At 59.6% G+C, this 24,479-nt stretch carries 24 protein-coding genes; 18 read left to right on the forward strand and 6 right to left on the reverse strand.

The window, feature by feature from the left end; all coding sequences use genetic code 11:
* Positions 1-255: 255 nt before the first annotated feature.
* From ACP7AP_RS07935 to ACP7AP_RS07945, 3 genes are all read right to left on the reverse strand, one after another.
* A complete protein-coding gene (locus ACP7AP_RS07935; protein ID WP_426033664.1) occupies positions 256-888 on the reverse strand; it encodes an HAD family hydrolase in 633 nt (210 codons plus the stop codon).
* 35 nt (positions 889-923) lie between these two features.
* Complete coding sequence (locus tag ACP7AP_RS07940) at positions 924-1,976, reverse strand: 5'-nucleotidase C-terminal domain-containing protein (protein WP_426033734.1); 1,053 nt, start codon at positions 1,974-1,976, stop codon at positions 924-926.
* A gap of 85 nt (positions 1,977-2,061) precedes the next feature.
* On the reverse strand, positions 2,062-2,829 hold the full coding sequence (locus ACP7AP_RS07945; protein ID WP_426033665.1) for a metallophosphoesterase: 768 nt from the start codon (positions 2,827-2,829) through the stop codon (positions 2,062-2,064).
* Positions 2,830-3,049: 220 nt separating this feature from the next.
* Here ACP7AP_RS07945 and nudC point away from each other — a divergent pair, with 220 nt between their 5' ends.
* Positions 3,050-4,000, forward strand: coding sequence for an NAD(+) diphosphatase (nudC, locus tag ACP7AP_RS07950; RefSeq protein WP_426033666.1), 951 nt, complete (start codon positions 3,050-3,052; stop codon positions 3,998-4,000).
* Positions 3,997-4,554 (forward strand): SRPBCC family protein, encoded by a 558-nt coding sequence (locus ACP7AP_RS07955; protein WP_426033667.1) that lies wholly within the window; start codon positions 3,997-3,999, stop codon positions 4,552-4,554. The genes nudC and ACP7AP_RS07955 overlap by 4 nt, the downstream gene beginning before the upstream one ends.
* Before the next feature lie 231 nt (positions 4,555-4,785).
* On the opposite strand, the gene ACP7AP_RS07960 is transcribed toward ACP7AP_RS07955, so the two are convergent.
* Positions 4,786-5,616: a prephenate dehydratase gene (locus ACP7AP_RS07960; RefSeq protein ID WP_426033668.1), complete on the reverse strand. Its 831-nt coding sequence runs from the start codon at positions 5,614-5,616 to the stop codon at positions 4,786-4,788.
* A gap of 148 nt (positions 5,617-5,764) precedes the next feature.
* On the opposite strand from ACP7AP_RS07960, the gene ACP7AP_RS07965 reads away from it, so the two are divergent.
* From ACP7AP_RS07965 to ACP7AP_RS07990, 6 genes are all read left to right on the forward strand, one after another.
* Positions 5,765-6,286, forward strand: a complete 522-nt coding sequence (locus ACP7AP_RS07965) for a c-type cytochrome (protein ID WP_426033669.1) — start codon at positions 5,765-5,767, stop codon at positions 6,284-6,286.
* 176 nt (positions 6,287-6,462) lie between these two features.
* On the forward strand, positions 6,463-8,328 hold the full coding sequence (locus ACP7AP_RS07970; protein WP_426033670.1) for an extracellular solute-binding protein: 1,866 nt from the start codon (positions 6,463-6,465) through the stop codon (positions 8,326-8,328).
* Entirely contained in the window at positions 8,329-9,480 is a 1,152-nt protein-coding gene (locus tag ACP7AP_RS07975) for a microcin C ABC transporter permease YejB (RefSeq protein ID WP_426033671.1), read from the forward strand.
* Positions 9,480-10,589 carry an ABC transporter permease gene (locus ACP7AP_RS07980; RefSeq protein ID WP_426033672.1) on the forward strand — a complete coding sequence of 370 codons (1,110 nt, stop codon included), beginning with the start codon at positions 9,480-9,482 and terminating at the stop codon, positions 10,587-10,589. The genes ACP7AP_RS07975 and ACP7AP_RS07980 overlap by 1 nt, the downstream gene beginning before the upstream one ends.
* On the forward strand, positions 10,586-12,184 hold the full coding sequence (locus tag ACP7AP_RS07985) for an ABC transporter ATP-binding protein (protein ID WP_426033673.1): 1,599 nt from the start codon (positions 10,586-10,588) through the stop codon (positions 12,182-12,184). The genes ACP7AP_RS07980 and ACP7AP_RS07985 overlap by 4 nt, the downstream gene beginning before the upstream one ends.
* The gene (locus tag ACP7AP_RS07990) at positions 12,181-13,407 is read left to right on the forward strand and encodes a glycosyltransferase (protein ID WP_426033674.1); all 1,227 of its coding nucleotides are present in this window, start codon (positions 12,181-12,183) and stop codon (positions 13,405-13,407) included. Before ACP7AP_RS07985 ends, ACP7AP_RS07990 begins: the two co-directional genes overlap by 4 nt.
* 77 nt (positions 13,408-13,484) lie before the next feature.
* Here ACP7AP_RS07990 and hemN read toward each other — a convergent pair whose 3' ends face one another.
* Positions 13,485-14,840, reverse strand: coding sequence for an oxygen-independent coproporphyrinogen III oxidase (hemN, locus tag ACP7AP_RS07995; protein WP_426033675.1), 1,356 nt, complete (start codon positions 14,838-14,840; stop codon positions 13,485-13,487).
* Positions 14,841-14,920: 80 nt separating this feature from the next.
* Here hemN and fnrL point away from each other — a divergent pair, with 80 nt between their 5' ends.
* The 6 genes from fnrL (at position 14,921) to ACP7AP_RS08025 (ending at position 18,208) form a co-directional block, all read left to right on the forward strand.
* Positions 14,921-15,664 (forward strand): transcriptional regulator FnrL, encoded by a 744-nt coding sequence (gene fnrL, locus ACP7AP_RS08000; protein WP_426033676.1) that lies wholly within the window; start codon positions 14,921-14,923, stop codon positions 15,662-15,664.
* A 100-nt stretch (positions 15,665-15,764) separates the two neighbouring features.
* The gene (locus ACP7AP_RS08005; RefSeq protein WP_426033677.1) at positions 15,765-16,160 is read left to right on the forward strand and encodes an acyl-CoA thioesterase; all 396 of its coding nucleotides are present in this window, start codon (positions 15,765-15,767) and stop codon (positions 16,158-16,160) included.
* A gap of 188 nt (positions 16,161-16,348) precedes the next feature.
* The gene (locus tag ACP7AP_RS08010) at positions 16,349-16,702 is read left to right on the forward strand and encodes a COG4315 family predicted lipoprotein (RefSeq protein ID WP_426033678.1); all 354 of its coding nucleotides are present in this window, start codon (positions 16,349-16,351) and stop codon (positions 16,700-16,702) included.
* A gap of 429 nt (positions 16,703-17,131) precedes the next feature.
* Positions 17,132-17,317 carry a CsbD family protein gene (locus ACP7AP_RS08015; RefSeq protein WP_426033679.1) on the forward strand — a complete coding sequence of 62 codons (186 nt, stop codon included), beginning with the start codon at positions 17,132-17,134 and terminating at the stop codon, positions 17,315-17,317.
* 69 nt (positions 17,318-17,386) lie between these two features.
* Complete coding sequence (locus ACP7AP_RS08020) at positions 17,387-17,551, forward strand: DUF3309 family protein (protein WP_426033680.1); 165 nt, start codon at positions 17,387-17,389, stop codon at positions 17,549-17,551.
* Between the two features lie 96 nt (positions 17,552-17,647).
* Positions 17,648-18,208, forward strand: coding sequence for an REP-associated tyrosine transposase (locus ACP7AP_RS08025; protein ID WP_426033681.1), 561 nt, complete (start codon positions 17,648-17,650; stop codon positions 18,206-18,208).
* A 58-nt stretch (positions 18,209-18,266) separates the two neighbouring features.
* On the opposite strand, the gene ettA is transcribed toward ACP7AP_RS08025, so the two are convergent.
* Complete coding sequence (gene ettA, locus ACP7AP_RS08030; protein WP_426033682.1) at positions 18,267-19,922, reverse strand: energy-dependent translational throttle protein EttA; 1,656 nt, start codon at positions 19,920-19,922, stop codon at positions 18,267-18,269.
* Positions 19,923-20,785: 863 nt separating this feature from the next.
* Here ettA and ACP7AP_RS08035 point away from each other — a divergent pair.
* From ACP7AP_RS08035 to ACP7AP_RS08050, 4 genes are all read left to right on the forward strand, one after another.
* Complete coding sequence (locus tag ACP7AP_RS08035; RefSeq protein ID WP_426033683.1) at positions 20,786-21,229, forward strand: hypothetical protein; 444 nt, start codon at positions 20,786-20,788, stop codon at positions 21,227-21,229.
* A 613-nt stretch (positions 21,230-21,842) separates the two neighbouring features.
* Positions 21,843-22,796, forward strand: a complete 954-nt coding sequence (locus tag ACP7AP_RS08040; RefSeq protein ID WP_426033684.1) for an aliphatic sulfonate ABC transporter substrate-binding protein — start codon at positions 21,843-21,845, stop codon at positions 22,794-22,796.
* 102 nt (positions 22,797-22,898) lie between these two features.
* A complete protein-coding gene (locus ACP7AP_RS08045; RefSeq protein WP_426033685.1) occupies positions 22,899-23,684 on the forward strand; it encodes an ABC transporter permease subunit in 786 nt (261 codons plus the stop codon).
* The gene (locus ACP7AP_RS08050; protein WP_426033686.1) at positions 23,684-24,472 is read left to right on the forward strand and encodes an ATP-binding cassette domain-containing protein; all 789 of its coding nucleotides are present in this window, start codon (positions 23,684-23,686) and stop codon (positions 24,470-24,472) included. The genes ACP7AP_RS08045 and ACP7AP_RS08050 overlap by 1 nt, the downstream gene beginning before the upstream one ends.
* Positions 24,473-24,479 lie beyond the last annotated feature (7 nt).

Genomic DNA, 24,479 nt, shown 5'->3' on the forward strand with positions numbered 1-24,479 from the left:
CGGATCAAGGCGGCGCGCTGAAAGGTGCGCCGTTTTCGTTTGGGGGTGTGTCCACGCGTGGACAGGGGTTTCAAATATATGATTTCAAGGCGCTACAAGGTCGCGTTTACAGTTTGTTAAGACACTGCCACCCGGGATTTGCTCTTTTTGAAATACTTCCGCCGGAGGCTTCTTGGGCCAGCGCAGGGTGCCTCCGGCGAAGATATTTGCGCACAGAGGATGACAGTTTTAGATAAGGTTTAGGGGATTGGGGGGCTAGATCAGCAGGCCCGCATGCCTTGCGCCTGCCAGCAGGTTGTCGGCAAGATGATGCGCCCAGCGGCCGGTGCTGGGGACCACATCAGGCACCTGCACCACGAAACAGCCGGCGCGGTGGGCGGCTTCGGCGCCGGTTTCGCTGTCTTCGAACACCAAGCAGCGCGCTGGGGACACGCCGAGCTTTTCGGCGGCGAGCAGATAGGGCGCGGGGTTGGGTTTGGGGGCGGTCACGTCATCGACGGTGATGATCAGATCGAACATCTCGGCTATCCCTGCGACTTCCAGCTTGTGATGTGCCTCGCGCCGCCCTGATGAGGTGACAAGCGCCATCGGCAGCAGGCGGGCTTGCAGCAAATCCATCGCCCCGGCTTTCAGGCTCAGGCCGTTCATATCCATCGCGGCGCGAAAGCCGCCTTGCCAAAGCGGATGCAGCGCTTCGGGATCAACGCCGGGCATCGCGGCGCTGATGATTTTGCCGCCTGTGGGCAGATCGACGCCGACGAGTTGGTGCAAAAACGCCTCGGTGACCGGATGGCCCAATTCGGCAAAGGCGGCGAGACCGGAGGCCATGGCAAGGCTTTCGGTGTCGATCAGCGTGCCGTCAAGGTCGAAGAAAATCGCATCAAACATCGCAAGCCCCGGTTGTCTGCCGCCCTCATAGCCGATCACAGATACAGGCGAAAGCGGCGAAAGCCGGTGGCAAGCTGTGCAAGCGGTTCCAGACCCAAATGCGGCACCTCGGCGAGATGGTCGGCGGCGTTGGGGCTTAGATCGACAGTGACCGAACTGCCGGGCATTGGCACAAAGCGCCAATCGGGGAAGCTGGGCGCGGGAACGGCACCGCTGCGCAGATAAGCGGCCAACACCTCGCGGTTGTTCTCACTGCCATCATAGACCACTTGCGAGGTGCCGGTGCCGGGAAAGCCAACACCTCCTGCGGCGCGGTAGCTGTTTGTGGCCAAGGCAAACATCTGATCAGGGCGCACCGGTTGGCCCTGATAGCGCAGATCGCGGATGCGCCGGGCGTCAGGGGCAATCACCCGGCCAAAGGTGTTGAAACGTGGCGGCTCCGTCAGATCAATCTGATAGCTGATACCGTGAATGGTATCGAAATTGAAACTGGGGAAATCTTCGTCAATCAGCGCGGCATCGACGGCTCCGGGCGCGATCTGGTGATAGAGGCTGACCGAGCGTTCCAGCCAATCGGCAAGATCCTGACCGCTGACCCGCAGGCAGGACAGGCTGTTGGGATGGATATAGAGATCGCTGACATGGCGGGACAGCAGCGGGCCAGCGGCGATGTCGGTGTAATTCTCGGGCCCGCCGCGCCCACCCGCCTTGAACGGCGCGACAGCCGAGAGCAGCGGCAGTCCGGCGAGGGATGTGCCCGCCAGCGCCCGCGTCAGATGATCCGCCTGTGCCGCCGCCACCAAAGCCAGCGGCGGGCTTTGCGTCAGCAAGGCGAAATGGCTGTTCAGCGCGATCGGGCTGTGGCCGATTTCGATATCGGTGCGCGCCAGCAGGGCGTCATGCACCGGACGGGCGATCTCGACAATCGCATCGTCATCCGCGACCAGCGCTTCGACCTGCCCGGTCACTGGATTGCGTTTTGAGACCGGTCGAAGTTCGGCCCCGAAGCCGGCAATCCGCCAGCCTTTGCCGCTGTGGGGCAGGGTGAGGTCAATCACCCCCAGATGCGAGCCGAAAAACCCTGGCATCACTGCGGGTTTTCCGGCCAGATCGTGACGGCTGGCGGTGGGAAAGGTCAGATGGGTATGGCCCGCGATCACCACATCAATGCCGTCAATCTCGGCCAAAGCCGAGCTGGCATTCTCGGCCCCCGGCTCGGCTTGCTCCTCGCCGATGCCGGAATGTGACAGCGCGATGATCAGATCGGCGCCGCGCGCGCAATTCGGGCACCAGATGGCGGGCCGAGGCTGTGATGTCATCCACCGAGGCGCGGCTTTTCAGGTAGCGCTTTTCCCAGACCGTGGTTTGCGGCGGAATGAAGCCCAGCACACCGATTTTCACCCGGTGCAGCTTGCCGTGGCGGTCACGCAGATCGCGCTGCAACAGCAGATAGGGGGCTGCGAGCGGCGCGCCTCGGGTGGGTTTGAAATACAGGTTCGAGCAGACGATGGGAAAGCGGGTGGCGGCGAGCGAGCGGCGCAGAAAGCCCAGACCATGGCCAAATTCATGGTTGCCGAGTGCGACCGCATCGTAATCCAGCGCATTCATCGCGGCGATCATCGGATGCGCGTGCAGCGGGCGGCCCGAGCGCAGCAGCGGCGTGGTTTCGGCAACGAAATCGCCCAACACGGTGCCGTGCAGAAAGTCGCCATTGTCAAACAGCAGGCTTTGCGGGCGTTCAAAGCGGGCTTTGTGGATCAGGGTGGCAATGCGGGCGAGGCCGCGCTGCGGGCAGGGACGGCTGGTGTGGTAATCCCACGCCAGCAGATTGGCATGCAGATCCGAGGTCGCGAGCAGGCGCAGATCAATCACCGCGCCGCCAAAGGTGCCCGAGACCGCACCACGCTGGTTCGCAAAGCTGTATTGCACCGTAATTCCCATTCCCCGTCGCAGTGGCAGGCCTGATCTCTGTCAGGTTCTTCTCCCCATGGTTTAACGTCACATCCTAAACTGCCGAAAGGAAGGTTAAATTTACGGCCTGCTGAAAACTTTCAGCTTCAAGTTGCATATTTGATCGGCGGCGTTGGGTTTGACACCGGGTGCGGCGAATTGCCCTATCCGGTGTTCCATGCGATGAACGACGCAAAGCGGGGGTGCGGCGATGCGATTGGCGGAAACGGTGACATTTGGCGGCTCTGGTCTGGATCGGGCAGCGGAGTTACGCGGCGATGCGGGGCGGATGGCAGAGCTATTGGCGGCTGGGCAGGTGTTGCCGATCTGGCGCGGTAAGCCGTTGATTGTGGCGCAGAATGGTTTGGGCTGGGTGGCGGCGGATAGCGTGGTTTTGGCTGCGGACGCGGCGGTGTTTCTTGGCTTGGATGACGGCGTGGCGCGGTTTGCCGTTGATATCTCGGGCTGGGAGCCGGAGGTGCTGGAGGCCAGCCAGCCTGCGGGGTTTGTCGATGCCAATCGGCAAGCCCACCCTGCCCTGCCCGAAGATCATGCGTTTGAGGATTTGCGCGGCGTGATGGCGTTGCTGACCCCGCGGGAGGCGGAACTGGCGGCAACGGCGAAGGCGGTGCTGCAATGGCACAGCACGCATCGGTTTTGCTCGGCCTGTGGGGTGGCGTCAGAAATGAGCCATGCGGGGTGGCAACGGTCTTGCCCCGCTTGCGGCGCGCATCATTTCCCGCGCACCGATCCGGTGGTGATCATGCTGGTCACGCGTGGCAACAAACTTTTGCTGGGGCGCTCGGCTGCGTGGCCCGAGGGGATGTATTCGCTGTTGGCGGGGTTTGTCGAACCCGGCGAAACGCTGGAGGCGGCGGTGCGGCGCGAGGTGTTTGAGGAGACCGGGATCACCACCGGGGCGGTGCGCTATTTGGCCAGCCAGCCTTGGCCGTTTCCGGCCTCGTTGATGTTCGGCTGCATTGCCGAGGCGACTTCGGAGGCGATCACGCTGGACCCAGTAGAGTTGGAAGATGCGTTGTGGGTCAGCCGCGAGGACTTGGTTGCGGTGATGGCAGGGCAGCATCCAAAGATCAAACCGGGGCGCAAAGGCGCGATTGCCCAGTTTCTGATGGCTAATTTCCTTGCAGAACGGCTGGATTGACCGCTATCCCTAGCGCGTTGACGATTTTGCTGCGCCTGTTGGCAGATAAAAACAAGAACAAATATGGCTGGGGACTGTCGATGCGGTTTGCGACAAAGCAGGATATTGAAGCGCCGATCACCGATGTGTTTCGGATCATCTCGGATTTTGAGGCTTGGGAGCGGGCGGCGATGCGGCGCGGTGCAGAAGTGGCGCGCACCGACAAGTTGCGGGCGGTGGCGGCCGGGATGCGCTGGGCGGCGCGGTTTTCCTATCGCAGCAAGCAGCGCAATATGGAGCTGGAACTGACCCAAATCGAGCCCTCGACTTTGCTGCGTTTTGCCGGGATTTCGCAGGCGATTGAGGGGGTTGCCTCGATTGATCTGATGGAATTGGGTGGCAAGCGCACCCGGATGCATGTGGTTTTGGAAATCTCACCGCGCAGCCTGACCGCGCGGTTGTTCCTGCAATCTTTGCGGCTGGCGCGGGCGCGGATTGATCGCAAATTTGATCAGCGCGCGGCGCAGTTGGCGGCTGAGATTGAGGCGCGGTATCGGGCGGTGAAGAAGTATTAAGTGATCGTTGATGCTGGAGGAAAGCTATCTTTTCTTGCCTGATTTGTCCCGCGACAAATCAGGCCGCGCCTGCCTGCCCCGGCAGGCGCGTTTACACGCACCTACCAGACAGGCGCGGCCCGATTTTCAAACGCCCGGTTTGCGGCGCAACGCCCCTTGCTCAACGGCCTTCAGCCTTATGAGCAATGAACCGGAAAACGCTTTCCCAGAGCGTTTTCTTTCGGTTCAAAGTCAGCCCCTACGACGATCTGCCGGATACACGCCCAAAATGTCCACCTGGGTTGAGAAATAGCGCAGTTCTTCCAGCGCGCGTTTGACCGGAGCGTCTTCGGGATGGCCTTCGATATCGGCGTAAAACTCGGTCGCGGTGAACGAGCCTCCGACCATATAGCTTTCCAGCTTGGTCATGTTGATGCCGTTCGTCGCGAACCCGCCCATGGCTTTGTACAAAGCCGCCGGAATGTTGCGCACCCGGAAGGTGAAGGTGGTGATCATCTGCTCGGCGCGGCGGCTATCGTCCGGGGTGCGGCTCATCACCAGAAAGCGGGTGGTGTTGTTGGCGTGGTCTTCGATATGCGGGGCGAGAACATCAAGGGCATAGATCGCAGCCGCGAGCTCGCTGGCCAAAGCCGCTTTGGTCACATCGCGGCCTTCCGCCACTTCGCGCGCGGCGCGGGCGTTGTCGGAGCTGACCTTACCCTTGATGCCGTGCGCTTTCAGGAACCCCGCGCATTGCGGCAGTATCACCACATGACCATGCGCTTCTTTCACATCCGACAGTTTCGCCCCCGGCACGCCAAGCAGGTTCACATGCACCCGCACGAAGGCTTCATCGACGATATGCAGGCCCGCGCGCGGCAACAGCGAATGCACATCCGCGACCCGGCCATAGGTGGAGTTTTCCACCGCCAACATGCCCAATTCAACCTCGCCCGAGCGAGTCAGTTCGACCACATCTTCAAAGGTGGTGCAAGGAAACGCCTGCATATCCGGGCGCGCCTGCTGGCACGCCTGATGCGAATAGGCCCCCAATTCACCCTGAAACGCGATACGCCCTGACATTTCGACCACTCCGCGGTAAAAAGCCCCGCATTGGGGCTATTGGTCGCGCTACTACACCTTGAAAGAAGGCGGGGGAAGCGGGTAGATAGCCCCAAATCAGGTTCCGGCTTTGCAGCCCACCCAAACACGACCCGAAGGAAGGCGCGACATGTTCGACACGATGACTTTGACCAAGGTGACCGGCGCGGTCTGTGGCTCGCTTCTTGTATATTTGTTCATTTCTTGGGCAGGCGAAGGCATTTACCACAGCGGCGCTGAAAGCCATGGCGGAGAAGAAGTGGCGCAGGCCTATTCGATCGCGGTCGAAGATGCCGCCCCGGCAGACGGTGCAGCCGCCGAAGGCCCGGCTTGGGATGTTGTCTACGCTGCGGCTGATCCAGCGGCTGGCGAGAAAGTTTTCAAGAAATGCGCAGCCTGCCACAAGGTCGATGGCAGCAACGGCACTGGCCCGCATTTGAACGGCATCATCGGGCGGGCGCGTGGCTCGGTCGAAGGCTTCGCCTATTCCGAGGCGATGGCGGCGGACCAAACGCCGTGGACGACCGAACATATGGAATTGTTCATCGAGAACCCGAAGGGCTATGTAAAAGGCACCAAGATGGGCTTCGCTGGTCTTGCAGACATCAAAGACCGCGCCAATGTGATCGCCTATCTTGAGACGATTAAGTAAATCTTTGGCAAATAGCCGGGAAAGCCGCTCTTTCGAGCGGCTTTTTCATTTTCACAAGGCCGCGATGGCTGCGCCGGGCTTGATCACACATTCGCGCCTTGTGGCGCGCGCGGGTTCCGATTTAGCATATACAGCAACAGAGCCGCGGCACAGCGGCGGATGGCAAGGGGTTGGGAATGCGGCAGATCAGAGCGGGCTTGGTGGCGGTGCTGGCGTTTGGCGCAGGGGCTGCTTTTGCCGATGAGGCCAAAGTGATCACCGCGCATGGCATTTCCACCTTTGGCACGCTGAAATACCCCGCCGACTTCAAGCATCTGGATTACGTGAACCCTGATGCGCCCAAAGGTGGCGAAATCTCGGAATGGGCCCCCGGTACGTTTGACAGCGTGAACCCCTATTCGGTCAAAGGGGTGGCGGCGGTGGGGTCCTCGATCTTTTACGAAAGCATCCTGACCAGCCCCGCGGATGAGATCGGTGCCGCCTATTGTCTGATGTGCGAGACGATGGAATATCCCGAAGACCGCTCTTGGGTGATCTTCCATCTGCGCCACGATGTGAAATTCTCGGATGGCAGCCCGATGACCGCCGCCGATGTGGTGTTCAGCTATGAGATGTTCCGCGACAAGGGCATTGCGGAATACCGTTCAGTGTTCAATTCCAAATTCCAGTCGGTTGAGGCTGTGGACGATTACACCGTGAAATTCACCTTCACCCCCGGCACGCCGTTCCGCGATATGCCAGCGATTGCGGGCAGCCTGACGATCATGTCGAAGGCGGATTACGAAGCCAACAAGCGCGATCTGGAAGACAGCACGCTGAAGCCCTTCCTCGGCACCAGCCCCTATGTTTTGGACAGCCTGAAACCCGGCCAGCAGATCATCTACAAGCGCAACCCCGATTATTGGGGCGCCAAGCATCCGCTGAACGTCGGCCAAAACAACTTTGACCGCATCCGCTATGAGTATTTCGGCGATGACACGGCGGCTTTTGAGGCGTTCAAGACCGGGATTTACACCTTCCGGCAGGAGAATTCCTCTAAGCAATGGGCGACGGGCTATCAGTTCAGCAACCTCAGCAACGGCTCGGTGATCAAGACCGAATTGCCGAATGGCAATATCGCCTCGGGTCAGGGATTTCTCCTGAACCTGCGGCGCGAGAAATTCCAGGACCCGAAGGTGCGCGAGGCGATCGGCTTGATGTTCAACTTTGAATGGTCAAACCAGACGCTGTTTTATGGGCTGTACAGCCGGATCAATTCGATCTGGGAGAACACGCAGATGGCCGCCAAGGGTGCGCCAAGTGCTGGTGAAGTGGCGCTGTTGCAGCCCTTGGTCGATGGGGGTCTGCTGCCTGCGACCATCCTGACCGATGACGCGGTGATGGGGTCGGTGTCGACCTCAGCAAAAGGCATCGACCGGGGCAATTTGCGCAAAGCCTCGAAACTGCTGGATGAAGCGGGCTGGGAAGTAGGCAGCGACGGCATCCGCCGCAATGCCAAGGGTGAGACGCTGAAGGTGGATTTCCTGGAAGACACCCCCAGCTTTGAGCGCGTGATCAGCCCCTATGTCGAAAATCTGCGGGCTGCCGGCGTCGATGCGTCGCTGAACATGATTGATCCCGCGCAGATGAGCCAGCGCACCGATCCGCCGAATTTCGATTTCGACGTGATCTCGGGCAATGCGGTGAATGGCGGATACGAGCCGGGCGGCGAGTTGAAGCAGGCGTATTCCTCGGTGACGTCGAACAACTCCACCCGCAACCGGGCGGGCTTTGCCAATCCGGCGGTGGATAAGCTGCTGGATATGGTCGAAGGTGCGAAAACCCGTGAGGAATTAGACACCGTGGTCAATGCGCTGGATCGCGTGCTGCGCGCGCAAAGGTTCTGGATTCCGGGCTGGTTCAACAACAACTATTTCGTCGCCTACTATGATCAATACGACCACCCCGCCACGCTGCCGCCCTATGCCTTGGGCGAGCTTTCGTTCTGGTGGTTTGACCAAGCCAAGGCCGACAAGCTGAAAGCAGCGGGCGTGTTGAAATAAATGCTGGCCTATATCCTTCGGCGGCTGATTCTGGTGATCCCGACATTGCTCGGCATCATGGTGATCAACTTTGCGCTGACGCAATTCGTCCCCGGCGGTCCGTTTGACCAGATTGAAGCGCGGATGCAAGGCTCGGGCGATTCCATCGGCGCGGTGAGTGGCGCTGCTGGCGCGGATGCGGGCACCGATGCCGAAGGCGGCAAGGGTTACGTCGGCGCGCGGGGCTTGCCGCCCGAATTTCGCGCCAAGCTGGAGGTCGAGTTCGGCTTTGCCCGCTTCATTTGCCCGGCGGGCTATGAAGGGTCGCTGCTGCAACAGGCTAAGGATTGCCAGAAGGAAATGATCCCGTCTTACGAGCGGTTCTTCATCATGATGGGGAAATTCATCCGATTTGACTTTGGCCAAAGCTATTTCCGTTCCGAAAGCGTGATGGGTCTGGTGGCGGAAAAGCTTCCCGTCTCGATCACCCTCGGCCTGTGGTCCACCCTGCTGGCCTATATGATCTCGATCCCCTTGGGCATCCGCAAGGCGGTGACGGATGGCTCGCGATTTGACAGTTGGACCTCTGGCGTGATCATCGCGGCTTACGCAATTCCGGGGCTATTGGTGGCGGTGATGCTGCTGGTGTTGTTCGCGGGCGGGTCGTATTGGAAAATCTTTCCGCTGCGCGGGCTGACATCCGAGAACTTTGATCAGCTCTCACTGCTGGGCAAGGTCGGCGATTACCTGTGGCACATCACTCTGCCGGTGATCGCCAGCACGATCTCATCCTTTGCGACGCTGACGCTGTTGACCAAGAACAGCTTTTTGGACGAGATCAAAAAGCAATATGTGATGACAGCGCGCGCCAAGGGCCTGTCAGAGCGGCGGGTGCTTTACGGCCATGTGTTCCGCAACGCGATGCTGATCGTGATCGCGGGGTTTCCGGCCTTGTTCATCGGGGTGTTCTTTGGCGGCAGTCTGATCATCGAAAACATCTTTTCGTTGGATGGCCTCGGCCAGCTAGGCTTCAAATCGGCGGTGGAACGCGATTATCCGGTGATTTTCGGCACCTTGTTCGCCTTTGGCCTGATGGGACTGATCGTCGGTATCATCTCGGATTTGATGTATGTCTGGGTCGATCCCCGCATTGATTTTGAGCGGAGGGGGTGATGGCTTTGTCGCCTTTGAACCAGCGGCGTTGGCGCAATTTCAGGGCCAACAAGCGGGCCTATTGGTCTTTGATACTGTTCGCCGCGCTGTTCGGGTTGTCGTTGTTTGCCGAAGTTCTGGCGAATGATCGGCCTTTGCTGGTGAATTATCGCGGCGAATGGCGGATGCCGTTTCTGAAATTCTACACCGAAACCGACTACGGCGGCGATTTCCGCACCGAAGCGAACTACAAAGCGCCCGAGGTGCAATGTCTGATCGTCACCGGCGGTGTGGTCGATTGCTTTGATACCCCCGATGATATTCTTGCGGCGGTGGGCGCGGGCACTTATCAAGCCGAGAGCTTTCAGAAGGGTCGTATAATCTGGCCGCTGATACCATTTTCCTACAACACGATCAATGATCTGGGCGGGCAAGCGGCACCTTCTGCCCCGGATGCGACGCACTGGCTCGGCACCGATGACACCAGCCGCGATGTGCTGGCGCGGGTGATCTATGGCTTCAGGCTGTCGGTGGCCTTTGCGCTGATCGTGACGGTTTTGACTTCGGTGTTGGGCATCGCGGCCGGGGCGGTGCAAGGCTATTTCGGCGGCAAGGTTGATCTTATTTTCCAGCGCGTGCTGGAGATTTGGGGCGGCACACCGGATCTTTATGTGATCATCATCGTGTTTTCGGTCTGGCAGCGCAGTTTCTGGATATTGATTTTCCTGATGATCGCCTTTGGCTGGACAAGGCTGATCGGCATCGTGCGGGCAGAATTCCTGCGAGCGCGGAATTTTGAATATGTTCGCGCCGCCAAAGCCTTGGGCGTGCCGGATCTGGTGATCATCGTGCGGCATGTGTTGCCGAATGCGATGGTGGCAACGTTGACAATGCTGCCGTTTGTGGTGTCGGGCGCGATTGGCTCATTGGCAGCGCTGGATTATCTCGGCTTTGGTTTGCCTGCATCATTGCCGAGTTTGGGCCAGCTTTCGCGACAAGCGCAGCAGAATTTGCAGATGCCCTCACTGGCCTTCACCGCGTTTTTCACCTTTGCCATCATGCTGTCGCTGCTGGTCTTCATCTTTGAAGGCGTCCGCGATGCGTTTGACCCCAGAAAGACCTTCCAATGAATGCGGTGTTGGAGGTCTTGAACCTGAATATCGGCTTCCGTCAGGATGGGCAGGATTTTTCCGCCGTGCGCGGGGTCAGTTTCACCGTCGGCAAGGGAGAGACGGTGGCCTTGGTCGGTGAGTCTGGTTCAGGCAAATCAGTGACAGCTTTGTCGACTGTGGGGCTGCTGCCCGATAGCGCGCGGGTGACGGGTTCGGTCAAGTATCTTGGGCAGGAAATGGTCGGGGCATCTCAGGCGCAGTTGCGGCAGGTGCGCGGCAATGACATCAGTTTCATCTTTCAGGAACCGATGACCAGCCTGAACCCGCTGCACACGATTGAGCGGCAGTTGGCGGAAAGTCTTAGCCTGCATCAAGGGCTTGGCGGGGCCGCCGCGCGCGCGCGCAGTTTGGAATTGCTGGATAAGGTGGGAATTCGCGACGCCGAAAGCCGCCTGACCGCCTATCCACATCAGTTATCAGGCGGGCAGCGCCAGCGCGTGATGATCGCGATGGCTTTGGCGAATGGGCCCGAACTGTTGGTGGCGGATGAGCCGACCACGGCCTTGGATGTGACGATTCAGGCGCAAATATTGGCGCTGCTCGCGGATTTGAAGCAGACCGAGGGGCTTTCTCTCCTGTTCATCACGCATGATCTGGGCATCGTGCGGCGCATCGCTGACCGGGTCTGTGTGATGCAGGGCGGCGAGATTGTTGAACAGGGGCTGACGGCGGAAATCTTTGCCAATCCGCAGCATCCCTACACGCAGAAATTGCTGGCAGCAGAACCGCAAGGGCGCCCTGATCCGGTGGCTGTGAATGCGCCTGTGGTGGTCGAGGTTGACAAGCTGCGGGTGTGGTTTCCGATCCAGCAGGGATTTATGCGCAAGGTCGTCGGCCATGTGAAAGCGGTGAATGAGGCGTCTTTGTCGGTGCGGGCGGGGGAAACCCTTGGGATCGTTGGCGAATCCGGCTCGGGCAAGACCACGCTGGCGTTGGCAATTTTGCGGCTGATCGACTCGGCTGGGCGGATCACCGTTTTGGGGCGGGATATTCAGGGGTTGCAGGCACGCGCGATGCGCGATCATCGCCGCGATATGCAGATCGTGTTTCAAGACCCGTTTGGCAGTCTTTCCCCCCGGATGACAGCGGCGGAGATTATCGCCGAGGGCTTAGGCGTGCATGGGCTTGAGCCGGGGCGCAACCGGGCCGAGATGGTGGCGGAAATCATGGCAGAGGTGGGCTTAAATCCCGCGATGGCGGCGCGCTATCCGCATGAGTTTTCCGGTGGCCAACGGCAGCGCATCGCGATTGCCCGCGCGATGATCCTGCGGCCAAAACTGGTGGTGTTGGACGAGCCGACCTCTGCCTTGGATATGACGGTGCAGGTGCAGATCGTTGACCTTCTGCGCGATTTGCAGCGCAAATGGGGGTTGGCTTATGTGTTCATCAGCCATGATCTGCGGGTGATCCGGGCACTTGCCCACAAGGTGATGGTGATGAAAAATGGCGAAGTGGTAGAGGCGGGCCCAGGCGCCGATTTGTTCGCCAACCCCAAAACCGACTACACCCGCGCGCTGATGGCGGCGGCTTTCGGAGACAATCTGCGGCCATGAAGATCTTGTTTGTGCATCAGAATTTCCCCGGTCAGTTCCTGTATCTCGCCCCGGAACTCGCCACGCGCAGCCATGAATGTCTGGCGCTGACGGATTTCAGCAACAATCGCGCCTCGCCGATCCCGCTGGCGAAATACAAGCATGAGGCGCAGGCGGTAGACCCCGCCGCCACCCGTCTGGGCCGCAACTATACCACGATGAGCGACCGCGGCGTCACCGTGGCGCGGGCGGCGCAGGCAATGCGGGCGAAAGGCTATGTGCCGGATGTGATCTTCGGTCATTCCGGTTGGGGCGAGACGTTGTTTCTGAAAGAGGTCTGGCCCGAGGCCAAGCTGATCGTCTATGCCGAGTTCTACTACCGGGGGCGTGGCGCGGATGTCGGCTTTGACCCCGAGTTCGGCGAGCCGAATTTTGATCAGGTGATGATTGCCCAAGGCCGCGCCACCTATCTGGGGCAGGCTTTGGCCCATGCCGATGCCGGGCTGTCGCCAACGGAATGGCAGGCTTCGACCTATCCCGACGCGTTGCGCAAAATGATCACGGTGATTCATGATGGGGTTGATACCAGCGGTATGGCCCCCGATCCGCAAGCGCGGTTTAGATTGCCGAATGGTCGCATGGTCACACCGGGGGATGAGGTTCTGACCTTTGTGAACCGAAATCTGGAGCCTTATCGCGGCTATCACAGCTTCATGCGCGCCCTGCCTGCGGTGATGGCAGCGCGGCCAAGCGCACAGGTGGTGATCGTCGGTGGCGATGAGGTGTCTTATGGCGCGACCCCGAAGGGCGAGAAGGGCTGGAAAGAGCGGTTCTTGTCCGAAGTACGCGACCGCCTGGATATGAACCGCGTGCATTTCATGGGCAAGGTGCCCTACCCCGATTTCGTGGCGCTGATGAAGGTTTCCTGCGTCCATGCGTATCTGACCTATCCCTTCGTGCTGTCCTGGTCGATGATCGAGGCGATGGCGGCGGGCTGCCATATCATCGGCTCGGCCACCCGTCCGGTGATGGAGGCGTTGGAACATGGCAAGACCGGAACCTTGGTCGATTTCTTCGATGTGCCGGGCTGGTCGGCGGCGATGATCGAAGGCTTGGCACACCCGGAGCGGTTTATCGAGATGCGGGCGGCGGCGCGGGCGGTGGCGCTGGAGCGTTACGATCTGCGCGGAAATTGCCTGCCGCGTATGGTGGGCTTTGTGGAAAGTTTCGCGCCCAAAAGTTAACGGCGCTCATCCGCCCTGTCAGGCGTCTTCGCTTTTGCCAAGCGCGGACTGACCGCAAGGGAAGGACAAGCGGCGGGTCAGACGGCGGCGGAGTGTTTGGCCTTGCTTTGGTCGTAGGCGTCAAACATCCGGGCCACCATGCGGGTCAGCGGGCGGCTTGGTTCCGGGATCGTAAGACCCGTTGCATCCAACTTCAGCATCTGCGGGAAGGCTCGCGCGGCATTGGTCAGCAGCTGATCCAGTTGCTCAGGCATCACCGGAAAATCGCGCAGAACCTCAGCACGGTTGATGTGGAAATCGCACATCAGCGCCTCGATCAGCCGCCCTCGCAGGATGTCTTCTCCGCCAAAAGCATGGCCACGCTCGGTTGAAAACTGTCCCGCGCGGATGGCTTTGGTATGGGCGGCGGTGGCGGGGGCGTTTTGCGCGTAACCTTGCGGGAAACGCGAGATCGACGAGGCCCCAAGCCCGATCAGGATCGGCGAGATATCATCGGTATAGCCTTGGAAATTCCGCCGCAGTTTTCCGGCTTTGGCGGCCTGCGCCATGCTGTCGCTGGGTTTGGCGAAATGGTCGATGCCGATTTCGGCATAGCCATCTGCGACAAACAGCGCGCGCGCGGTCTCGAACAGCTCCAGCCGCTCCTCGGGCGTCGGTAAAGCATCGGTGGGGATCAGCTGCTGGCGGCGGCTGATCCATGGCACATGGGCATAGCCGTAAAGCGCCACCCGGTCAGGCGCCAAAGCCAGCAGCTTTTGCACGGAATCAGCGATGCGGGCCGGAGTTTGATGTGGCAGGCCGTAGAGGATGTCGGCGTTGAGGCTGGGCACGCCACGGGCGCGGATCATCTGAACCACGGCAAGGGTTGTCTCATAGGGCTGTTCGCGGCCAATCGCGGCTTGGATTTGCGGATCAAAGTCCTGCACGCCGATCGAGGCGCGGTTCATACCTGCGGCCACCAGTGCATCAAGACGCGGGGCATCAATTTCCGTTGGGTCAATCTCGACCGAGAACGTGCCGCCCTCGGCCATCGGTACAACGTCAAAAATCTGCGCAGCCAGATCGCGGATCAGCTCAGGGGCCAGCATGGTGGGCGTGCCACCGCCCCAGTGTAGTTTTGCCAACCGGATACCGGGGGCGAGATGGCTGCGCAGCAGTTCAATCTCGGCCTTCAAGACCTTGGCATAGGCGCGCACCGGATCATCGGATTGGGTGCCTTGGGTGCGGCAGGCGCAAAACCAGCACAGGCGGCGGCAGAATGGGACATGTACATACAGCGAAATCTCTGTATTGGTGGGAATACTGTGGAGCCAACCTGCGAAATCGGCAGGTCCTACCGCGCCGCTAAACTGCGGTGCCGTTGGGTAGCTGGTATAGCGGGGCACGCGCGCGTCAAAGAGACCGAGCTGCATCAGTTGCGATTGGACTGTCATGCGCGTAGCTTGGCAGCGAGGGCAATCGGATGCCTTGACCCAGATCAATCGAGCCGAACCCATCAACCGAAAGGCCGGATATGTCGCATCACGACCCCAAAATCGCCGATTTGAATTGCGGCGACTGTCCGATCCGGCACCGGGCGGTTTGTGCGCGCTGTGAGACGGATGAGCTGCATCAGCTGGAAGCGATCAAATATTACCGCAGCTTTCAGGCCGGCCAGCCGGTGATCTGGTCGGGGGACCGGATGGAGTTTGTGGCCTCGGTGGTCACCGGCATCGCGACGCTGACCCAGACCATGGAGGATGGGCGGAGGCAGATGGTGGGCTTGTTGTTGCCGTCAGATTTCATTGGCCGTCCCGGTCGGGCCCATGCAGCCTATGATGTCACCGCGACCACCGATCTTGTGATGTGCTGTTTTCGCAAGAAGCCGTTTGAGGAATTGATGGGCTCGACCCCGCATATCGCGCAGCGGTTGCTGGAAATGACGCTGGATGAATTGGACGCCGCGCGCGAATGGATGCTGCTGCTTGGCCGCAAGACGGCGCGCGAGAAGATTGCCTCGCTGCTCACCATCATTGCGCGGCGCAATGCGTCTTTGAAAGTGGCCAGCAAGGGCGGGGTGCGGTTTGATTTGCCTTTGACGCGCGAGGAGATGGCGGATTATCTGGGGCTTACATTAGAGACGGTCAGCCGTCAGATCTCGATCCTGAAACGCGAGGGGGTGATCGTGCTGGAAGGCAAGCGGCATGTGATCGTGCCGAATTTGGACCGTCTGCTGGAGGAAACCGGGGACGATTCCGATGGCGGGATGTTGAACTGAGGTCCCAACTCGGGACCTTTTAGAATCCCTTGAAAACAATGGTTTGACCCTGTCACATTAAGAGTTTTTTAATCTTTCAAGCCCTGATGCAGGAGATGCCATGCCGCAACAGCCAGACCCCGAGCAGCCGCGTGGCGCCTTGACCCTGCGCACGCTGACCATGCCGCGCGATGTCAACAACAACGGCGATATTTTTGGCGGCTGGGTGCTGTCTCAGATGGATATGGCGGCGGGGATTGTGGCGTCGGCCCGCGCGCATGGCCGGGTGGCGACGGTGGCGATTGATGCGATGCAATTCATCCGCCCGGTGAAGGTGGGCGATGTGCTCTGCATCTATGTCAGCATCGCACGCGTCGGGCGGACCTCGATGGGCTTGCAGATTGAGGCTTGGGTGCTGCGCGATCGGCAAGAGCGACGCGAGAAGGTCACGCATGGCTTGTTCACCTTTGTCGCGATTGATGAGGACGGCAAGCCGCGCCCGCTTCCGGCAGAATAAGCCAAGCTTCACAGTCGCGCGAGCAGGGCCGATCATCAGACCAAAGGCTGATCTTGCAGCGCCCGCCCTGTGCTATTGTGGCAATGCAGGGTCTTGGTGCGCCACCCCTGCGCCGCGCAGGACCGGGGGGCTGCCTTGGTTGATCCTGCGACGTTGCTGCGGAACATCTGACCGCAAGGAGATCTGTGATGCAATATAGCAAACACCTGACCGCGCTGAGTGCGGCTTTCATTCTGGGCTCTGCCCTTGCTGCGCAAGCGGCGGGGATGCTGGCCGATGCCAAGGGCATGACTTTGTATGTATTCGACAAGGATACGGGCGGGGTTTCGGCCTGCTACGACGATTGCGCGGTGAAATGGCCGCCCTATCTGGGCAAGGCTGCCGACAAAATGACCGAGGGCTGGACTTTGGTCGACCGCACCGATGGCACCAAGCAATGGGCCTATGACGGCAAGCCTACGTATTATTTCGCGGGCGACAAGGCCAAGGGCGATGCCACTGGCGACGGCATGGGCGGCAAATGGCATGTGATCAAGGAATGATCTGCGGCCTTTGCTGAATGACAAAGAGGCGAGGGAAATCCCTCGCCTCTTTGGTTTAACGCGCTTGTCTAAGCGGCGGTTTCTGCGCTTTGGGGGCGATCAGAAAATACCCGTCACATAGAGCAAAATGATCACCACAATCGGGATTCCGAGGAAGTAAGCAGCGATGCCTTTCATGGCGTTCTCCTTGTATTTGCGTGTCGAACCTGTTGGGCAAACCCCGATAGCGTGGTTTGGTTCCCGTCGCAGAGCGCAGCTTTGAGATAAATTTACAGAATTGTGACTCGTGCTACCTCAGGAACCATTTTCGGTTTCACGCGTTAAGCTTTGACATGACAGCGGCACTGAAGTCTTTGATTTATCAGAGGATGTCTGATCGTCAGGCTATGGTGACGTTTTTGCAAACCCAAAGCGTTAATGGAGATTATCATGGACAAAGACCGGATCGTAGGCTCGGCCAAAGTGGTTGCAGGTAAGGCGAAATCGGCGGTTGGATCGGTGATCGGCGATGCCAAGATGCAAGCCGAAGGCAAGGCCGATCAAGTTGAAGGCCGGGTGCAGAACGCTGTCGGCAGCGCCAAAGACACCGTGCGCGACGTGATCAAGGGCAAGTAAGCCCAAGAATTTCGCGGGTTGGCCGCTCAGGCCAACCCGCCCCCTGCCATTTTTTCATGGAGATACCCGATGTCGCTTGGAACCATTCTGCTGATCATCTTGGTGATCTTCCTGCTCGGTGGCTTTAGCGGCCGTTTCGGCGGCTACGGCTATGGCTTTGGCCACGGTGGCGTCGGTGTGATCGGCGTGGTGGCGATCATCGTGCTGGTGTTGGTGCTGACCGGGCGGATGTGAGGGTGAGTAGCCCGGTTTCTTCGAAACTGAGGCTTGGGCTGCAAATCGAACGCGCGGCGCAATCATTTGTTAATGCTTTTTCGGCAAGCTGCGACCATGCCGCATTACATTCGCCCCAAAATCACTGGCGCTTGCGTGTTTTTTACGGTGGTTTTGGCGCGTCGCGGCAGCGATCTTCTGGTGCGTGAAATGGATCGGCTGCGGACTTCGGTGCGGGATGTTCAAATGCCGCGACCTTTTCAGATCGACGCTTTCGTGATCCTACCAGATCATATTCACGCAATTTGGACACTGCCAGCAGGGGATTGCCACTATGCGCTGCGCTGGGCTGCAATCAAAGCGCAGTTTTCCATCGAAATGGGTAGGGCGGGGTTCACCCCGCCGCCGCCCGTTGGATTTCGCAATGGCGGGGTGAACCCCGCCCTACGGCGCAAAGGAGAGGTTGGGCTTTGGCAGCCTCGATTTTGGGAACATCACATCCGGGGTCAGGCCGATTTCGATGCGCATCTGAAGTATTGCTGGGGCAACCCGGTCAAGCATGGATTGGTGACGCGCGCGGTCGATTGGCCTTATTCGTCGATCCACCGCGATATCCGCTTGGGACGGGTGGATGCGGAATGGAGTGGATTGGTTCCTGACGGCGCATATGGTGAGTAGGGCGGGGTTCACCCCGCCACACGTTTTAGCAAAGGCGGGGTGAACCCCGACCTACCGATTACCGACTGAACCGCTTATACTTCGCCCGCTTCGGCTCCAGCGCATCTGGCCCCAAGCGACGGACTTTGTCTTCTTCATAGGCTTGGAAGTTGCCCTCGAACCATTCGACATGCGCATCGCCTTCAAACGCCAGCATATGGGTGCAGAGGCGGTCGAGGAAGAAGCGGTCGTGGCTGATGATGATGGCGCAGCCGGCGAAATCTTCGATAGCCGATTCAAGGGCTTGCAGGGTTTCAACGTCAAGGTCGTTGGTCGGCTCATCGAGCAGCAGCACGTTGCCGCCCGACCGCAGCAGTTTTGCCATGTGAACGCGGTTGCGTTCGCCGCCTGACAGCAGGCCGACTTTCTTCTGCTGGTCGGTGCCTTTGAAGTTGAACGCTCCGGTGTAGACGCGGGAGTTCAACGACATATCGCCAAGTTGGATGACTTCCGAGCCACCAGAGATTTCTTCCCAGACGTTTTTGTTGGGGTCCAAAGCGTCACGCGACTGGTCAACGTACGATAGCTGCACGGTGTTACCCAAAACAATCGTGCCCTCGTCGGGTTGTTCTTGCCCCGATAACATGCGGAACAAAGTCGATTTGCCCGCACCGTTCGGGCCGATCACGCCGACGATGGCCCCCGGCGGGATGGTGAAAGTCAGATCCTCGATCAGTTGCTTGTCGCCCATGTGTTTCTTCAGGCCGGTGACTTCGATCACCTTGGAGCCCAGACGTTCGCCGTTCGGGATGATGATCTGCGCCGAGGATGCGCGTTCCAGCACGGTCTGGCCTGCCATTTCGTTATAGCGCGCCAAGCGGGCCTTGCCTTTGGACTGGCGGGCTTTGGCACCGGAGCGAATCCACTCCAGTTCCTTCTCCAGCGCCTTCTGCTTAGATTTATCCTCACGCGCCTCTTGGCTCATCCGTTTGGCTTTTTGCTCCAGCCAAGCCGAGTAGTTGCCCTCGTAGGGCATACCACGGCCACGGTCGAGTTCCAGAATCCACGAGGTGATGTCGTCGAGGAAATAGCGGTCATGAGTGACGATCAGGATGGTGCCGCGATAGGCGATCAGGTGTTTTTGCAGCCAGGCGATGGATTCGGCGTCAAGGTGGTTGGTCGGCTCATCCAGCAGCAGCATATCGGGGGCTTCGAGCAGCAGTTTGCACAAAGCCACGCGGCGGCGTTCACCGCCCGAAAGGCTATCGACATCGGCATCATCGGGCGGGCAGCGCAGCGCATCCATCGCGACACCGACCGAAGCCTCAAGTTCCCACAGGTTGCCCGCGTCGATCTCGTCTTGCAGTTGGGCCATCTCGTCGGCTGTCTCGTCCGAATAGTTCATCGCCAATTCGTTGTAGCGTTCCAGAATGGCAGTTTGTTTCGCCACGCCCAGCATGACGTTGCCCTTCACATCCAAGGTCGGGTCCAGATAGGGTTCCTGCGCCAGATAGCCGACTTTAGCACCCTTGGCGGCCCAAGCCTCGCCCTTAAAGTCGGTGTCCATGCCGGCCATGATCTTCAGCAGGGTCGATTTACCCGAGCCGTTGATGCCGACCACACCGATCTTCACGCCGGGCAGGAAGTTCAGGTGGATATTCTCAAAGCACTTCTTGCCACCCGGATAGGTCTTGGAGACGCCTTCCATGTGGTAGACATATTGATACGAGGCCATTGGGGTGCTCCTGACAAAGTCGCTGTGCGCTGTTGCTGCGCTATGTAGCGATTGTTGGGGACAAGGGCAACGTGGGGGTGGGACGTAATAGGATCAACTAGGTTCAGGAGGTTGTGGTTTATCGAAAGTTTCACGCCAGAATCGGTCAAAATGTGCAGATCGGTCATCCACTATACTGAAGTCGAGCTCGGCCTCAGTTCCCTTGATAGATTCTTCGCCCGGATTTTCCATCAACGCCCTCCGCCACAATGGTGCAATCTGACCGCTATGGTCACTTGCGGGTGGGCGCTGTGCGACAGCAGGGTTTGTACAGGTGCGACCATCGTCTTATCCATGCGCTCGCAAGTGTTTGCGTCTTTCATCACACACGGGTCAGAATTATGAATTACAAACAATATGTTATGATGGTTTAGCCGCGCAGGTTCCCCATTCGGAAGAAATCGGCTGGGGGGAGGCGTGCAGAGAGCAACTTGCGGTTGTCGGGGGTTTGGCCGCAGCATTTCTTTGCTGCTGCGGCGAGGAACAACTGCGCTTGTATCACGCGCGTGGAAGCAGGCTGTTGTCTGGATCAGCCATTCGGGGTTTGGGCAGATCAACAGCGTCTGGTTTGCCGAAGCCGGGTTCAGATCAGATCAGATCAGATCGAACAATGTTTATGCCCAGCAAAGCTATCCGCCCTGTCCTGCGATAATGTGATCAGGTTGCGGTGCTGCGGTGCATATCACCTGTGCCGGGCCGCGCTGCGGGACAGGCGTTCTGTTTGCCCTGCTCAGTTTAGAATTCCGATTTAGGCGGCAAAGGCGCAGAATAAACACGATCACGAAAGTCGTGTAAGCACCGCTGCCTATAGAGAGACGACCGCAATGACCTATCCGGTTTTCAGCTTCCCACTGCCCCCCGTGCCTTCGTCGCCGCCAGAGGCAGACCTGGCCCTGCTGGTGCGGCAAGCCGCAGCCGCATTGGCTGGATTGGCGCTGATCACCTTGCAAAGCCATTACGACATGGCGGCGTTCCGGCTGCGCGGGTTGCTGCAAGAGATTGAGCGGTTGCCCACCGCAGAGTGGTCGCTGGGGGATCGCGATTGCGCGGTGTTGCTCTGGCGGTTGCGGGTTTTTGACGGCCTTTGTGACACTCATTTTCTAACCGGTCTGCCAAACCTGCAGGCTTGGGCGCAGCACATGCTGACGCAAGACAGCGCTGCTGACCTGCGCGCACCGTTGGCAGCCGCGCGGTTTCTTGCACAGCAGCGCGCCTTGGGCGGTCTGCTGACCAACCCGCAGCGCGATGTGCTGTGGCAGGCGCTTTAAGCGCAGGTTCAGCCTACCGGCCATGACGTATACAAGCCCAGATCACGGGCATGCGCCGTTACGGGCGCATTGGGGCGTGCTGCCTGCAAGATCTGTTGTCCTGCCCCACGACGTGATTCACCGTCCTGTTAGCCTCTGAAAACCAGCGATGGGCCAGAAGCCGCAATCATTCCGTTCTGCAACTGCATGGCATTGCGCCGCTCCGAATCGCGGATGGTGCGATCATGGCAGCGTTATTTCGGGCGACACCATCGCGCCCGTGATGCTGCGATGAAAGCGATCTGATCCGCGTTGGGCAATATGCCCCGCAACAGGGCTGGTGCGCGCCTGCTAAAGTTTTGCTGGAAACAGAAAGGCCCGCGTGTTGACTGCGGCTGGGTGAGAATTTATTTCTTGTTCCCCGCCGTTTCCGCCCGCTGCAGTTAGGCGATCATAAATTATAATTTCACCATATCAATGTATTACACGATATACCGCCATTTGCGACACCTCCCCCCTCGCTTACAGACCATGCAATCTCAGCAGCGTTGACAATATCTACTAAACTGATCGAGATTACCCCATCGAACCCTTTCTTAAGGCCATCCGCTGCATGGCACAGGAGTCTACGACGATGCTGCTTTCCAGACGCGCCTTTGGCGCAACCGCCTTGCTGCTGACCACGGCTTTCGCCCTCTCGGCCCATGCCGAAAAGATCACCACCCTGAAAATTGGCTACCAGAAAACCAATCTGCCCGTCGTGGCCAAGCAACTCGGCCTGATCGAGAAGGCGCTAGAGCCGCAGGGTGTGGCGGTGGAATGGGTGGAATTCGCGGCTGGTCCGCCGTTGGTCGAGGCGCTGAATGTGGGTGCGATCCAACTGGGTTGGACCGGCGACGCGCCGCCGATTTTCGGGCAATCGGCAGGCTCGGCGATTGTGTACATCGCAGCTCTGCCCTCGAATGGTGAAGGCGAGGCGGTGTTCACCAAGTCCGACAGTGGTATCAAGAGCATCGCTGATCTGAAGGGCAAGAAGGTGGGCGTCGGCAAAGGCACCAGCGCGCATAACCTTCTGGTCGCGGCGCTGCAAGCCAATGGGCTGAAGCTGTCGGATATCGAGGTGATCTATCTTAGCCCTGCCGATGCGGCGGCGGCTTTTGCCTCGGATGCCATCGTGGCTTGGGCGGTCTGGGATCCGTTCTTCGCGATTGCCGAGACCAAATATCAGCCGACTGTTCTGGCGCGGTCGTCCGAGGTGTTGAAGGTCAACACCTATTTCCTCGCCAACCGTGATTTCGCCGCCGATGCCGATAATGCTGCCGTGGTCACAGCGACCGTGGCGGCTTTGGGCGAAGCCGCGGCTTGGGCCGATGCCAACCGCGATAAGGTTGCCGCGACAGTGGCCGAGGTGACGGGTGTGCCGATTGAGGCGCAGACTTTGGCGGTGAGCCGGGCGAAGTTCGGGATTTATCCAATCACGCCCGAGATTATCGCCGGTCAGCAAGCCACCGCGGATCGCTTCTTCGCTTTGGGGCTGATCCCGAATGCGGTGAACATCTCAGATGCGATCTGGACCGCGCCGAACTGATGTTTCCCTTGAAACCGATGGCGGTGCGTCCCCGCTTGGGGCGCACCGCCTCAGTGCAAAAGGCCTATCCATGCGCGGAAATTATCTGATCGGAGTGCCGAGATGAGCGGCTTGCAAGCGCGGTTTGGCGCGGCGATTGGCTGGCTGCTGCCGGTGCTGATCCTGCTGTTGTGGGAGGCTTTGTCGCGCGCAGGCGTGATCACCGAAAACGTGCTGCCCGCGCCGAGCGAGGTGTTTGCAGCCTTGCTGCGGGTGCTGCAATCGGGTGATTTGGCGCGCAATATCGGTGTCAGTGCCTGGCGGGCGCTGACGGGGTTGGCGATTGGTGGGGCGATTGGTTTTGCCTTGGGGTTGGCGAATGGGCTTTCCTTGCTCAGCCGCAATCTGACCGACACAACCTTGCAAATGGTGCGGAATATCCCGCATTTGGCGCTGATCCCCTTGGTGATCTTGTGGTTCGGCATTGATGAAGGTGCCAAGCTGTTCCTTGTCGCCCTTGGGGTGTTTTTCCCGATTTATGTCAACACCTTGCTGGGCATCCAAACGGTGGACCCGCAGCTGATCGAGATGGGGCGTACCTATGGTATGGACCGCCGCGCGCTGTTTTTGCGGGTGATTTTGCCGGGGGCTTTGCCGTCGATTTTCGTGGGCCTCCGCTATGCTTTGGGAATCATGTGGCTGACGCTGATCGTGGCAGAAACCATCTCGGCCTCATCCGGCTTGGGATACATGGCGATGCAGGCGCGCGAGTTTTTGATGATTGATGTCGTGGTGCTGTCGATCCTGATCTACGCGCTGCTGGGCAAATTGGCTGACAGTTTTGTGCGGTTGTTAGAGCGGCTTTGCTTGCAATGGCACCCGGCGTTTCAGAAAACCGCGAGGACATGATGATCCAGACCCCGCATTTGCGCCGCGTTGATGTGGCCCTCGATACCCGTCCACCGGCTTTTGCCTTCCAAGGCGTGCATCGGCATTTCGGTGCGAAATCAGTGCTGGACGATATCGACCTTGTGGTGCCGCAGGGCCAGTTTGTCGCCATCATCGGCAAAAGCGGTTGCGGCAAAAGCACCTTGCTGCGGCTGCTGGCGGGGCTGGATCAGCCGGATGGCGGCCAGATCACCCGTGCCGCTGTGCAGCCGGGACAATCGGGCATTCGCATCATGTTTCAGGAACCACGCTTGCTGCCTTGGGCGCGGGTGGTGGATAACGTCGCGGTGGGGCTGACCGGGCTTGCGGGCCGCGCCGAGGCTGCGGCGCGGGCCCATGATCTGCTGGCCAAGGTCGGGCTGGCGGGGCGGGATGGCGAATGGCCCTCGGTTCTGTCGGGCGGGCAGCGGCAGCGGGTGGCTTTGGCGCGGGCACTGATCGGGCAGCCGAGTGTGCTGGCGTTGGACGAGCCGTTGGGCGCGCTGGATGCGTTGACGCGGATTGAGATGCAACAGCTGCTCAGCCGGATCTGGCGGGCGCAGGGCTTTACCGCCGTTCTGGTGACGCATGATGTAGCCGAGGCGGTGGTGCTGGCGGATCGGGTGATCGTGCTGGATGCGGGCCGCGTGGCGCTGGATCTGGCGATCCCGCTGCCGCGCCCGCGTCGGCATGGCCATCCTGATCTGGCTGGCTACGAGCAGCAGATTTTGGCGCAGTTGTTTGGCGATGAGGGCGGGAGCGCCGGTTAGGTCAGCT

Source organism: Cypionkella sp. TWP1-2-1b2, from assembly GCF_049896245.1.
Lineage (GTDB): Bacteria > Pseudomonadota > Alphaproteobacteria > Rhodobacterales > Rhodobacteraceae > Cypionkella.